This window comes from Prevotella sp. KH2C16 (genome assembly GCF_900113305.1).
Classification (GTDB): domain Bacteria; phylum Bacteroidota; class Bacteroidia; order Bacteroidales; family Bacteroidaceae; genus Prevotella.
Map to the genome: position 1 here is coordinate 43,429 of NZ_FOOW01000004.1, position 14,327 is coordinate 57,755.

General features: G+C 53.0%; 7 protein-coding genes. 4 read left to right on the forward strand and 3 right to left on the reverse strand.

Features of this window, described 5'->3' with window-relative positions; translation table 11 throughout:
* Window positions 1-16: 16 nt before the first annotated feature.
* Genes BM114_RS04120 through BM114_RS04130 form a run of 3 tightly spaced genes read right to left on the reverse strand, consistent with a single transcriptional unit; the run spans window position 17 to window position 5,730 of the window.
* Window positions 17-973, reverse strand: a complete 957-nt coding sequence (locus tag BM114_RS04120; RefSeq protein ID WP_255406419.1) for a glycoside hydrolase family 18 — start codon at window positions 971-973, stop codon at window positions 17-19.
* Window positions 974-1,006: 33 nt separating this feature from the next.
* Window positions 1,007-2,605, reverse strand: a complete 1,599-nt coding sequence (locus BM114_RS04125) for a RagB/SusD family nutrient uptake outer membrane protein (RefSeq protein ID WP_092110699.1) — start codon at window positions 2,603-2,605, stop codon at window positions 1,007-1,009.
* A 14-nt stretch (window positions 2,606-2,619) separates the two neighbouring features.
* Complete coding sequence (locus BM114_RS04130) at window positions 2,620-5,730, reverse strand: SusC/RagA family TonB-linked outer membrane protein (RefSeq protein WP_092110701.1); 3,111 nt, start codon at window positions 5,728-5,730, stop codon at window positions 2,620-2,622.
* Between the two features lie 486 nt (window positions 5,731-6,216).
* Here BM114_RS04130 and BM114_RS04135 point away from each other — a divergent pair, with 486 nt between their 5' ends.
* From BM114_RS04135 to BM114_RS04150, 4 genes are all read left to right on the forward strand, one after another.
* Complete coding sequence (locus BM114_RS04135; RefSeq protein WP_177207041.1) at window positions 6,217-8,952, forward strand: S9 family peptidase; 2,736 nt, start codon at window positions 6,217-6,219, stop codon at window positions 8,950-8,952.
* A gap of 278 nt (window positions 8,953-9,230) precedes the next feature.
* Entirely contained in the window at window positions 9,231-11,462 is a 2,232-nt protein-coding gene (locus BM114_RS04140) for a glycoside hydrolase family 3 C-terminal domain-containing protein (protein ID WP_092110706.1), read from the forward strand.
* Between the two features lie 14 nt (window positions 11,463-11,476).
* Window positions 11,477-12,208, forward strand: a complete 732-nt coding sequence (locus BM114_RS04145; protein ID WP_092110708.1) for a winged helix-turn-helix domain-containing protein — start codon at window positions 11,477-11,479, stop codon at window positions 12,206-12,208.
* Window positions 12,209-12,284: 76 nt separating this feature from the next.
* On the forward strand, window positions 12,285-14,327 hold the full coding sequence (locus tag BM114_RS04150; RefSeq protein WP_092110710.1) for a TonB-dependent receptor: 2,043 nt from the start codon (window positions 12,285-12,287) through the stop codon (window positions 14,325-14,327).

Here is a 14,327-nt window from a genome sequence, read left to right on the forward strand (position 1 = left end):
TTGTATAAATTTATAGTTACTTATTTAAAGCAGGATTCTGAATCTGGATAGCCTCACGGAACTCTTTATAAGGAATACCGGACTGCGACTTGTAGTTGTAGTCGATATAGTAAGCTCCGAACCCACCCTTACGGCCACCTGCCGGCTTAAAGGCTGCATACTCACGAACCATGGCACCGTTAACGCCGCCATCCTGCGCCTCGGCACCCGTACTCTCACAGAGCACGGTCCGCTCTACCGGACGGCCGCTTGAGCCTGTCTGGAAACCTATCTGCCAAGAGTAAGCCTGGCGGACGAAGTAGTCGCAGTACTCATCACATGAAGAAGGAGAACCGCCGAAGAAGTCGATGATGAACAACTTGTCGGGCCACTGTCCCGCAGGACCGAAGTATTTGTTACACTCGTCAGCCACTATATGCATGTTGCTGTCGCTCCAGCCCTCATAATCGAAGTCTACCCCGTCGAGTTCACACTTCATAACCGTATCCACAGCCCAACGGGCATAGGCACGGAGTTCCTCCTCGTTACCACTATGAAGCGTGATGACTCGAGTGGTATCTACATTGAAATTCTCGTCTCTATACCAGAATTGCTGACCATAGTGGGAAGCGTCAGCGTGCATGACGAAACGTGTTCCCTTGATGTCCTGACAATATTTCATGTCTTGATAGGCGATAGGATATTTCTCTTTGGTAGGGATATCTATCCAAAGGTTTACGATATCCAGGCTATCCGGCAACCCCAGGAAACGCTCGCCCCAAGAGGTGGGGTTCTGGCTGTTTGCCCAAGAAGCATAGTATGCATACGAAATCTCGTGATCAGACTTCTTGAATTCGCGGAGATTTGCAAAGTACTGTGCATCGTATTTGTACAGATCTTGAACCTCAATAGTCTCTACATCGTTGTCGCAACTGGTGAGAGTGAGACCCATTACTGCAAGAACGAATGCACCGAAAAATATTTTCATTTTCATAATAATGTATTCTATTTTATAATTGTTCAACAATTAATGCTTAGGATTCTTGTCCCACCAAAGCTTAGTTGCACCATTATCAGCACCGCCCAAGAGAGCTACGCCAGCCTCTACTGCCGCACGATTGTTATCGTAGAGAGTTGTTGGATAAGGCATACGGCGAATCTGCAAATTGGTATCAATGTTTCCGGAACTGTTACGAGTGGTTGGGAACAACTTGGGATAACCCGTACGGCGGAACTCAGACCAGCCCTCTGGAGAGATGCGGAAGTTGGCAATCCACTTCTGCGTGATGATGCGCTCGAGGTTAGTCTCGAATTCAGCACCCTCATCATAAGCTACGGTGATGGTACTTGGCTGTGCGGCGTCGCCACCCTTACCTGTATTGTCTACAAAAGCGATAGGCTGTGCCGTAGCATTATTTATATAAGAGGTGGCATCAGACAGACCCCACTCAGCGAAAGACGCCTTAATGCCATCCTCATAGAACTGCTTTGCCGTGCCACCCATGGCCCAACCACGGAGCGCACCTTCTGCACGGAGGAAGAAGCTTTCCGATGCACTCATATAAGGGATGGTTGATTTGTCGGAGAGATTGAAGTTGGAAATCTTGTCCCCTGTATAGTCAGTATTGCCACCTGCCATGTTGATACCCAGGCGCACACCATGGAACTTGCCATCGCCGGCAGCCTTGAAGTATACGGCCAGACGAGGATCGTTGTAACCATTCATGTAAGAGTCCATAGAAGCTCCCATGCGCTCCTCGTTCCAACTATAAGCCTGCTCATAGAGAGGGTTCATCATGGTAATGCCTGAAACTGTAGCCTGTTCATCAGCAGCCTCGAGGAAACCCACCGCAGAGCTTGCCGACTTCTCAGCCTCCTGCTGTGCAAGAGCCTTGTCAGCGTAAACGATACGCATGGCCAGACGCAGACGAAGCGTGTTGGCAAACTTAGCCCACTTGTTGGCAGAACCCTGATAGATGTAATCGAACTTGGAGAGGATGTTCTGATTTGCTGCCGCGAAAGGAGCAAGAACATCGATTGCGCTGTCGAGCTCCTCGAAGAATTTTTTGTAAACGGCCTCCTGGCTATCGAAAGTATTGCCCGTACTACCTGCTACATAGTTTACATAAGGGATAGGACCATATTGGTCAGTTACGCGATGCATGGCATATACCTTGACAACCGTGGCAAGTGCAGCGACCTCGGGAGTGTTATTCTTCTTTGCATTCTTCACGATAGTAGCCCATGCCGGCATGATCTGGGTGTAGTTCTGATTATACATAGTGTTACCCCATGTACCAGAGAAGAAGTAGTTACCGTTGTGGTTACCGTTTGCCCATGTGCCGGTAGGACCGACATAACCAGAGTACCAGTCAGAGCAGAGCCCTTGGAAGTGCTGGTAAGAACCAGTAGATCCATAAGAGTCATCTTGCTGGCCACCTGCAGTGAAAGGAACCATGCGGAGCTCCATCTGAGAGAAGAACGAACCTACGGTTAGGTTGTCTGCCTCCAAATCCTTATCAGTAGCCTCATAAGGATTAGTGTTTATCTCCTCGAAATTGCTTGTGCATCCAGTAAACCCGAGCATCAGGACACCAAGGAATGTATATTTTATAATTGATTTCATAATTATTTCCAATTTTAGAATTTAACCTTTACAGAGAAACCCATTGTACGGGAGCTCGGCTGCATGAAGTTATCAATACCCTGACTATAGGTACCTGTGTTGGCAGTAAGCTCCGGATCGAATGGAGCCTTGCAGTAAAGCATCCACAGGTTGTGGGCAACGAATGAGAGATTCAGGCCCTTGATCCATGGCACAGCCTTCGTTACAGGAACATCATAGCCAAGTGAGAGCTCAGCCAGGCGGAGATTGGTTGCACTATAAACATACATAGAAGCAACGGTCTCCGTCGTACTTGAGATAGTCTGGTAATAAGCCTGAGGAGTGATGCCGTTGATACCATTGATGGTTACGCCCCCTGCATCGCGAGCTGCCTCCGTAGCCTTAGAGGCGCCGAAAGCATCCATCATTGACTCTGTGAGCGATACTACTATGCCACCTTGACGATAGTTAAACAGGAAACCGAGGTTGAATCCCTTCCAAGAGAAGCTGTTACCCCAAGAGAGGTTGTAGTTAGGAGTGGCATGGCCGGCAAGTATATAATCATTGGCATTCTTGCGAACAGAGTGATCCTGTGGGTCTACATAGATTTCTCCATGCTCACCTGTTGCAAGTGTGCGCACATAGATATCCGTGAGGTTTCCACCTACAACAACCTTATTCTGAGTACCATTGAAACCACCGAGCTTCAGGTCATCTTCACTGGCTTTATAGGTAATACCAGTCTGAGGGTCTGTATAGGAGGCATCCACTTCCTTCACCTTGTTACGGTTGAGAGTCCATGTTAAGTAAGTCTCCCACTGAACTGGGCCGAGAGGCTGATTGTAACGGGCAGCAAGCTCGACACCTTTATTGTCTACGCTGCCACCGTTCACCCAAACATTGGTGTAGCCAGTAGTTGGATCCAATGAGATATTAAAGAACTGGTTGTAAGTACGAGACTTATAGAATGTGGTATTCACCTTCAAACGATTCTGGAACAATACGAAGTCGATACCAGCCTCCCAGGAGTTGGTCTTTTCAGGCTTCAGATCAGCGTTCTTCATCGTAGTTGAAAGAGAAGGGCCGCTCGAACCATTGATAGCATAAGTAGTAGTTGTCAAGAAAGTCTGTGAAGGGTCGTTGCCTACTACAGAGTAAGACAAACGAGTCTTCAGGTAGTTCAGCCAGTTGTTGCTCTTGATAGCTGGGAAAATCTCTGTCCAGATACCAGACAGACCGGCTGACCAGTAGAAGTAAGAGTCATTGTTAGGAGCAAGAGCTGAAGACCAGTCGTTGCGGGCAGAGAGATCCAAGTAGGCCATGCTCTTATAGCCGAGCTGTGCACTTGCGAGGAGAGCCTCTTTTCTTCTGCGCTCATTGTACTCCTGGCCGAGTTTGAACTTAGGATCAGCAGGATTGATATTCTGGAGGGTAAACTTATTGGGAACGGAGCTTAGGTTTCCACTTGTTGACTCTTGGGATATATCGCGCTGGTCATAGTTCGTACCGATAACTGAGGTCAGGCTCCACTCGCCGTCGTTCCAATACTTGTTAATCTGGGCAAGGAACTCGGCATAGAGCTGGCGGGAATTCTGATTCCTCAGACCATAGAAACCCGCATCAGAAGCAAACAAGTTCTTGGTACCTGCAGCAAACTTCTGCTCATAACGGTTCTGACTGTTGTCATACTTCACACGCCCGGTCAATGAGAGCCAGTCTGTAACATCCCACTTCAAGGAAGCAATCACCATGTTACGAACCTTGTGATTGATGAAACGCTCGTTCTCGGCAATCCAGTATGGGTTTTCCATCAACTCGTTCTGGTCAAGCCATGGCCAGTACTGGGTCTCGAGATTGCGCTCAAGGTTATGCCGGCTGTAATACTGTATACCCTGCCAGTCGCCGCCTGCCGGAAAGAGGTAAAGAGTATACAATGGGTTGTGATACTGACCAGAAGAAATCATGTTCTGTTCCTTGATGTTAGAGAGCGTGTAACTCAAGTCGAGCGTCAGCTTGTCGTTAGCAAACTTGGATGTATTGCGCAGATTCAGGTTGTAACGAGTGAAGTCGTTGTTATGAATCAGGCCCTCTGCATTGGTGGCACCCAGTGAGAGATAAGTCTGGTTCTGGGCGTTACCAGTAGATATAGCCACATTGTTGGTGAAGTTGGTACCTGTCTGGAAGAAATCGTTGGGGTCATAAGCACTGGGAGTAGACATCTTACTGCCCCAGCTGTCGAATGCCCCAGCCGAGGAAGGTCCATAAGTATTCTGGAACTTGTGGGTTACGAAAGGACGAGAGAACTGGAAGCTGCCTGTATAGGTTACATCCAGACGACCCTGCTGACCCTTCTTGGTAGTAATCATGATGACACCATTTGACGCATCAGAACCATACAGGGCGGCAGCTGAAGGACCACTCAATACAGAGATGCTCTCTATATCCGACGGATTGATGTCCGACGAAGAGTCGCCGGTAGCACCTGCGCCTGAGAACATGTCGTTTGTCGTACCTGCCTGCAAGTTTGGCATTGGAATACCGTCGATCACATAGAGCGCGCTGTTGTTACCGTTTATAGATTTTATACCACGCATCACGACGCGAGTGGCCGAGCCCACGCCAGCAGCATTCTGAGAGAACTGGACACCGGCCACCTTTCCGTTCAGGGAGTTCACGAAGTTGGCATCCTGAACCTTGGTTACCGCATCACCGTCCAGCTGCTGTACATTGTAAGAAAGCGACTTGGCCTCTTTCTTGATACCGAGGGCGGTTACCACCACCTCATTCAGTATTTCCTCGTCCTGGGAGAGACTGATTGTCAAACCTGTTCCGCTGGCCGCAACCTCTTTAGACGAGTAGCCCACATAGCTGATAACGAGTGTACTTCCTGCTGGAACCTTGAAAGAAAAGTTACCGTCGATGTCGGTAACGGTTGCTAAATTAGTACCCTTTACGGTTACTGTTGCACCAATTACGGGCTCGCCGGTCTCGTCAAGGACCTTGCCGCTAACCTGCTTTTCGCTGGCTTGCTGCACCGACTTGACGGGAGAAGCTGATATTGCGTTATCAGCGTTTACGGTCAAAGTAGCAACACATAATGCCACGGAAAAGCCCAGTCTTAGCAAACTGTTTTGCTTTTTGTTCATAGAATTTATCCTTTAAAATAATTATTTAAGTTAGACATCTAATCATAAAATCGAAGTCCTACTATCCAGACTCGTGCATATATCATTCTCCCTTTGGAATCCTCATATCTGTTCGCCTTTGATCCCTGGAGGAAATAAGTTGGCAACAACTGCCTATTTAAGCATCTACATTCAGTTTATTATAATGCGGCAAAGGTAACAAAAGTTTTCAAACCATGCAAGAAAAAAAGTTAAAAACAAAAAACTCCATTGTACAAAAACCGACATTTTAATACAAAAAACGGCAATTCAGACTATAAAATCATACTTGATAATATGCTATCAGTTATCTTTTGTCCAGCGGAGAATCCGCTGCCCGGCAAACAGAGAGCGGCAAGAATATTCCCGCCTGGCATGTATCTTGGGTTCGGAAAGACATGAGGACAGATGATTGCCGATTCCGTTTTTTTTCGTATCTTTGCGGAATCAAATACAAAACCAACTCTCATGAAGCACTTATCCTTATTGGCATTTTTGGCATTTGCTCTTTCCGCACAGGCTCAGAAGAAGCCCCTCGACCACACGGTGTACGACGGCTGGCAACACATCGCGGCAGCAGCCCTGTCGGCCGACGGCAAAATCCTCACCTATCAGGTGGACCCACAGGAGGGCGACGGCACCCTCTTCATCCGGAACAACCGCACGAAGAAGGTCATCACGGTGCCACGAGGCTACCGGGCACAGGTCTTGGACGACGGCTCTCGTGTGGTCTGCCTCGTCAAGCCGTTGTTTCAGCAGACGCGCCAGGCCAAGATCAAGAAAAAGAAACCCGAAGACATGCCCAAGGACACGCTGGCCGTGGTCGACCTCCGAACGGGCAACATAAGGAAGTTCGGCCATGTGCTTTCCCACAGCATAGGGAAGCATGCCGTCAAGGCAGTGGCTTTCAGCGTCGCCGACACGGCGCTCATTCCGAAGAAGGAACGCAAGAGCAAGGATACGGGGAAGCCCCTGTTCGTCTATCATTTTGCCAGCGGGCGGGTAGACACCCTCAAGCATGTCGACCTGTTCGGCATGAACCGACAGGGAACCCTGCTCGCCTATACCCGCAAATACGAGAAGCACAAGTCGCAGCTGGAGCTCCTCGACCTCCTTTCGGGCAAGTCCGCCCTGCTCGGCGACACCTTGTCTTATTATTCCCTGCCGCAGTTCAGCCACGACGGAGCCAAGATGCTCTATCTGGCTTCCAGCGATACGGCCGCCACGGGCAACAAGCATTGTGCGCTATATGAATATAAGGTGGGCGCAACGGGCAGTCGCAAGCTTGTCGGGGCGGAGCAGCAAACCGGAGTTCCTAACGACTGGGGCATCACCGAGAACGGCACCCCCCACTACAGTCGCAACGGAGAGAGAATCTTCGTGGGCATCCAGCAGTATGTCGCTCCCGACGATACCACCCTCCATGCCTTTGAGACTCCCTCGCTCGACATATGGCGCCACGATGCTCCCGTCCTCCCCCCGGCCGAGAAGGCAAGGCTCAAGGAGCTCAAGAAGCAGACCTGCACGGCCTCCGTTGTTGGCGGGAGGCTCCAGCCTCTGACGACCTCTCCCTACGACAACATCCGCCTCGTGGGCCGTGGCAATGCTGACTATGCCCTGTCGGTAGACCGCACCCCGCACATGGTGGAGACCCAGTGGGACTATCAGGTGCCGCTCACGGTGAGCCTCGTGAACACCACGACGGGACAGCGCAAGGAAATCACGACGGGACGGATAAGCCATGTAACGGCATCGCCGTCGTGCAAATATGTTGCCTGGTACGACCTCCCGTCCGGTCAATGGATGGCTTACGAAGTGTCTACAGGCCTTACGCGCAGCCTTACGGACGGCCTCGGCGTGAATTTCTTCGACGAGGAAGACGACCATCCGATGCTGAAAGACGCCTACGGGGCTGTGGACTGGACGGAGGGCGACCGCGACTTGCTCGTCTACGATCGGTTCGACCTCTGGCGCATACCCCTCTCGGGCGGCAAGGCCGTAAACCTCACCCGGGGTGAAGGCCGCAGCGGCAACTGCGTCTATCGCTATATCAAGACCCGGGATGAGGACGATCCCGACTATATCACAGCTTCCGAGCGGCTCCTCTTGAGCGTCTTCGACCGCACGACCAAGAGAAACGGCATCGCCGCCACCAGCCTCTCCGCCGACCTGAAGAAGCTCCCGCTCGAGGAATACATGTTCTCGAAGATCGTCAAGGCCCGCAACGCGGATGCCTATGCCTATCTGAAAGGCAACTTCCAGCACTCTAACGATGTCTGGCTGGCCGGCAAGGACTTTGCCCGGCAGCAGAAAATCAGCAGCATCAACCCCCAGCAAAAGGACTACAACTGGGGCTCCGTGGAGCTTATTCACTGGACGGCCTTCGACGGGAAACCCATGGAAGGGCTGCTCTATAAGCCCGAGGACTTCGACGAGAGCAAGCGATATCCGGTCATGATCTACTTCTACGAGAAGTACTCCGAGAACCGCTACCGCTATGTGGAGCCGCAGCCGAGCGCGTCGACCGTGAACCTGGCCTTCTATACCAGCCGCGGCTATCTGGTCTTCGTGCCCGACATCGTCTATACGGCGGGCACTCCGGGCGAGAGTGCCTATAACTGCATCGTCAGCGGAGCCGAGTATCTCACGGGCTTCCCGTGGGTAGACAAGGCCAACATGGCCATCCAGGGGCAGAGCTGGGGCGGTTATCAGGTGGCCTATCTCATCACGCGCACCAACATGTTCAAGGCTGCCGAGGCCGGCGCACCCGTCTCCAACATGACGAGTGCCTTCGGAGGAATCCGATGGGAAAGCGGCTCGAGCCGACAGGGGCAGTATGAGCAGGGGCAGAGCCGCATAGGCCGCAACCTCTGGGAGGCGCCCGAGCTCTATGTCAGCAACTCCGCCCTGTTCAAGCTGCCGCAGGTGCAGACTCCGCTCCTCATCATGCACAACGATGCCGACGGGGCCGTGCCATGGTATCAGGGCATAGAGCTGTTCATGGGGCTGCGCCGCCTGGGCAAGCCCGTATGGATGCTCGAATACAACAACGAGGCACATAACCTCAAGGAAAGGCGCAACCGCAAGGACCTCACCATCCGCCTCCAGCAGTTCTTCGACTGCCAGCTGAAGGGTGCGCCGGAACCCGAATGGATGAAGAGCGGCATCCCCATCCTGCGCAAGGGACAGTATTTCGCCTATTGACAAGCGGCCTGCCGAAAAGGCGGAAATGGCTTCCCGGAAGAGTTTCAATGACCGAAACAAGATGTTTCAACGGCTGAAACAGAGTGTTTCAATGACTGAAACAAAGAGTCTCAACGGCTGAAACTCTCACGGGAAACTGCCGCCGGTCTTGCCGGACAATGCCTGGATTTAGGGTACAGGCCGTGAAAACATCGGCTGAACGCGATAATATTCCGTTCCCCCGGCATTGCCTTTCAGAAAAATATGCTATATTTGCAATCGTAAAAGTTATTATCATAATGAAAAACCTGCTAATATCATGCCTGCTTCTGGTAGCCGCAACGAGCACCAGAGCACAGTCTTTACCCGTGTATCTGGACAATTCCAAGTCGATGGACGAGCGCATTGAGGACGCGCTCTCACGCATGACGCTCGACGAGAAAATACGCGTGCTCCACGCCCAGAGCAAGTTTTCCTCACGCGGAGTGCCCCGGCTGGGCTTCCCCGACCTGTGGACCGACGACGGCCCTCACGGCATCCGTCCCGATGTCTTGTGGGATTCGTGGAGAGACGCAGGGCAGACCAACGACTCCGTAGTGGCCTTCCCCGCCCTCACCTGTCTGGCGGCATCCTGGAATCCCGGACTTGCCCGTGCCTACGGCAAGAGCCTCGGCGAGGAGGCCCGCTATCGGGGCAAGGACATGGTGCTGGGTCCCGGCGTGAACATCTACCGCACCCCGTTGGGCGGCCGTAACTTCGAGTATCTCGGCGAAGACCCCTTCCTCGCCTCCACCATGGTGGTGCCCTACATCCAGGGACTGCAGAGCAACGGCGTAGCGGCCTGCGTGAAGCACTTCGCCCTGAACAACGACGAGGCCAACCGGCACCATCTGAATGTCATCGTGAACGACCGTGCCCTGAACGAAATCTACCTGCCCGCCTACAAGGCAGCGGTGCAGAAGGGAAAGGTGTGGGCCGTGATGTGCGCCTACAACTATTACAACAACCAACCGATGTGTGCCAACGAGAAACTCGTGGTGAAGAAACTCAAGGGCGAATGGGGCTTCGACGGCGTCGCCATCACCGACTGGGGAGTAAAGACGACCACCGACGACGCCGTGAAATATGGTCTCGACATGGAGTTCGGCACGCATACCGACGGACTTCACAAGGAATCCAAGAACGCCTATAACAACTATTACCTTGCCTTCCCCTACATGAAAGGCATCATCAGCGGCAAATACGGCACGAAAGAACTCGACGAGAAGGTGCGCCGCGTGCTGCGCCTCTTCTACCGCACCACCATGAATCCTGACCGGAAGACGGGCTTCCTGTGCTCTGAAGACCACTATGCCACGGCCAGGAAGGTGGGCGAAGAAGGCATCGTGCTCCTGCAAAACCAGCGCAATGTGCTGCCCCTCAACCTCCGGAAGGCAAAGCGCATCCTCGTCGTAGGCGAGAATGCCGTCAAGATGATGACGGTGGGCGGAGGCTCTTCTTCCCTCAAGGTACAGCGCGAAATCACGCCTATCGAGGGACTGAAAGCCCGCCTGAAGGGCATGGGAATCGAAGTCGACTACGCCCGCGGGTATGTAGGCGACACCACGGGATACTACAACGGCGTGCGCACAGGTCAGGACCTGCGCGAATACCGCTCGGAGGACGAACTCATCAAGGAGGCCGTGGCCAAGGCCAAAGGTGCCGACTACATTATCTATATAGGGGGGCTCAACAAGAGCGAGCATCAGGACGACGAGGGCTACGACCGCCTCACCTACGGTCTGCCCTATAACCAAGACAGGCTCATAGAGGCACTCGCACGGGCCAACAAGAACCTGGTCTATGTCAACATATCGGGAAATGCCGTGGCCATGCCGTGGAAGAGCCGTGTGCCTGCCATCGTGCAGGGCTGGTTCCTCGGGTCGGAAGCGGGCGAGGCACTGGCTGCCGTGCTCACCGGCGACGCCAACCCCTCCGGCAAACTGCCGTTCACATGGCCTGCCAAGCTTGAGGATGTGGGGGCACATGCCCTCAATACCTATCCTGGGACATGGCGTCGGGACCATGAACTCATCGACGAGGAATATAAGGAGGGACTGTATGTGGGCTACCGATGGGTAGACCATGCCAAGACCACGCCACTCTTCGCCTTCGGCCACGGCCTCAGCTATACCTCATTCAAATTGTCTGACCTGCATGTCGACAAGAGCGCAATGACCCGAGACGGCCAGATGACTTTCACCGTGAAAGTAAAGAATACGGGCAAGGTGGCTGGCGCCGAGGTCGTACAGCTCTACATCCACGACAACGAGAGCTCGCTGGAGCGTCCCTACAAGGAGCTGAAAGGCTTCCAGAAAGTCTATCTCCAGCCCGGAGAAAGCAAGGAGGTGAGCATCACCATCGACAATGAAGCCCTGAGCTTCTACGACGACAAGGCCGGAGCATGGAAGTCGGAAGACGGCGACTTTGAGGCTCTCGTGGGCAACGCCTCCGACAACCTGCCCCTGAAACTGAAGTTCCAGTTAAAGTAAAAAAACGCAAGCCTATGAAACCCATCTATGCCATCGTGGTCTTTTTAGGCCTTTCCCTGTCGGCTGCACTAAGCAGTCTGCACAGCTACAAGTACACGGAAGAAAGCCTCGTGGCCGACATGAACCAGGCTCTGGCAAAGACCCTTGCGAAGAAAACAGAGGCATGGATAACCCCCGACACCATCCACGACTATCGGCAGAGCCTCAAAATCGACGCCTTGAGGAGGCATTCCATCGTGTACTATGCCCTCGACGACCGCACGAAGGGACTGCGCAGTAGCAAGATGAAATGGCAGTCGGAGGGCAAAAGCGTGGAGTTTCAGGGCTATGCCAACTGTTCCATGGCAACCATCTGGGGGTTAAGCGACCAGCGGCTGCCGCTGCTCTTTCTGCTTCTGGCCGCCAGCTGGATGTCTTTCTGCATCTTCCGCCAGCACAAAAGATACGATGAAATGGGTCATTTTTGCTCTTTGACCTACTCGGAAGCCGACAACCGCATTTATAATCTCCGCCATGAGCCCGTCAATTTCACGCCCATGCAGGAGCAGCTGGTCAGGATGTTTCTCGAATCCGACGGCCTCCAGCTCTCCAAACAGGAGATTTGCGATGCCCTGTGGCCGAAGAAACCCGATGCCAGCAGCACACTCTACACCCTGGTGAAACGGCTGAAGCCCATCCTGAAGAGGGAGGCCGGCCTCACCATCGTCTCCGACCGGGGAAGAGACTACCGGCTCGAGAAAGAGTAAATGTCAGACAGTTGTCAGACAATTAATTTGGGTCTGCAATACATCCGTCTTATCTTTGCGACAAAAACAAGCAACGATGAGACGGATTCTTTTATTTCTGGCTATGGCCACAAGCATGTGTCCTGCCAGCGCACAGGAAGAAAAAACGGTGAATTTAGACGAGGTGAAAGTAGAGGCAGCACGCATCGTGAACCGCCCCGACGGGCAGCTCATCATCCCGTCAAAGGCTCAGATGGAAGGCTCCACCAACGGATTCAGCCTCCTGAACAAGCTGGGACTGCCTGCCATCAGGGTCGACGAGGCGATGCACAGCATCACCGCACTGGGCAATCAGGGAACCGTACAAGTGCGGATAAACGGTGTTATTGCCACTAAGGACGACCTCCTGAGCTTGGATCCAAAATCTTTAAAAAACATCGAATTCATCGATAATCCCGGGGTGAGATACGGTGAGGAAATCGCCTATGTGCTCAACCTCAGGACCCGGCACGCCGACGAGGGTTATGTAATCGGCACGGACATGGTAAACTCACTAACCACATGGCGAGGCAACAACGCCGTCTTCGCTAAGGCAAACCACAGGAATTCCGAGGTCGGAGTGTCCTACGACTTTGCATACAACGACTTCAGGGGGACGAGAGCCAGCGAGCGGTCGCACTACCTGCTCACCGACAACACCCTGAAGACCATCACCCGCGACGACATCAGTAACCGAGACCGAACCTTCGGCAACACGCTGGAACTGAAATATACCCTCGCCGACTCTGCCTCCTACCTCTTTCAGGCCACCCTTTCGGGTAGCTCGACGCTCAGTCCGGGCGACTTCAAGGAGCAGGAAATGAACGATGAAACGGGGCGTTTCTGCACTTTCCAGCAATCAAACGACAAGAGTCTGATGCCCAGCCTGGACCTCTATTTCTTCCGTCAGCTAACTCCCCGCCAGTCCATTACCGCCAACCTTACGGGCACACACATAGCCACCTCCCAGTATAACCACCGCAACGAGGGAGGCGACTATCAATATCATGTGGACGGAAAGACATGGTCGGTCATGGCCGAGGCCATTTACGAATATCGGTTCAACCCCTTCACGGCCTCCCTCGGACTGAACTACATGCAGAAATATACAAGGAACGGGTATACGGGAGATGTCGACTCAAAGAACTCCATGCACAACAACAACCTCTATCTCTTCACCGAAATCAAGGGCAGATGGCGTAAACTAAGCTATGTGGGCGGGTTCGGCACAACGGAACTCTCCTACAATCAAGGAGTACACCGATACACTTTCCACCTCTTCCGACCGAAACTTACCCTGGCCTATGCCTTCTCGAATGTGTGGAAACTGCGCTTTACGACCGAGATAAGCGGACGGGTTTCGCAGATAGCGATGGTGAGCGACACCCGTATCCGCAAGAACAGCATGGAATGGACGGTAGGAAACCCGGACATCAGGCCCACCCGCAGGACGGACACCAGCCTGCGTCTCTCGTTCGACAAGCCGCGAATCAACAGCAGCACAGAGTTCTTTTTCCGCCACAATGCCCATCCTAACATGGCGTGCTACGAGCGCACGGAGGACAACCAGTTCCTCTACTACCAGAAGAACCAAGGCTCCATCGACATGTTTTACCTGCAGAACAACACCCGCTGGGACCTGATACCCGAGAAATTGATTGTATCAGGGTATGCCGGCATCTATCGATACTTCAACCGCGGGGATGCCTATCGCCACTATCTCACGGCCTACAACATGGGCGGCAGCATGGAGGCCTATCTCGGACGATGGACGCTGACGGCAAACATAGACAACGGCTGGAAATTCATGGAGGGCGAGACCTGGAACAAGCAGGGGGCAGCCGTCTGGCTCACGGCCACCTGTCACCTCGGCAACTGCGACCTCTCGCTCTACTGGCAGAACCCGTTGCGGGCACATCCGAAGATCAATGAGGCAGGTCTCGTGAGTCGACACCTGCAACGGGAAGTCATCGTCCGGGGCAGCGACTACGGCAACATGGTGTCGCTCAACCTGTCGTGGAAGCTGAACAAAGGCAGGAAGTATCGTGAGATAAACAAGAAGCCGCAATACAAGGACACGCAGACGGGAATCATGGACTGA

Excerpts from the sequence above, each read along its gene's own strand:
- BM114_RS04140 (WP_092110706.1), top strand. The coding sequence starts at position 9,231 with ATGAAAAACCTGCTAATATCATGCCTGCTTCTGGTAGCCGCAACGAGC.
- BM114_RS04150 (WP_092110710.1), top strand. The coding sequence starts at position 12,285 with ATGAGACGGATTCTTTTATTTCTGGCTATGGCCACAAGCATGTGTCCT.
- BM114_RS04145 (WP_092110708.1), top strand. The coding sequence starts at position 11,477 with ATGAAACCCATCTATGCCATCGTGGTCTTTTTAGGCCTTTCCCTGTCG.
- BM114_RS04125 (WP_092110699.1), bottom strand. The coding sequence starts at position 2,605 with ATGAAATCAATTATAAAATATACATTCCTTGGTGTCCTGATGCTCGGG.
- BM114_RS04130 (WP_092110701.1), bottom strand. The coding sequence starts at position 5,730 with ATGAACAAAAAGCAAAACAGTTTGCTAAGACTGGGCTTTTCCGTGGCA.
- BM114_RS04120 (WP_255406419.1), bottom strand. The coding sequence starts at position 973 with ATGAAAATGAAAATATTTTTCGGTGCATTCGTTCTTGCAGTAATGGGT.
- BM114_RS04135 (WP_177207041.1), top strand. The coding sequence starts at position 6,217 with ATGAAGCACTTATCCTTATTGGCATTTTTGGCATTTGCTCTTTCCGCA.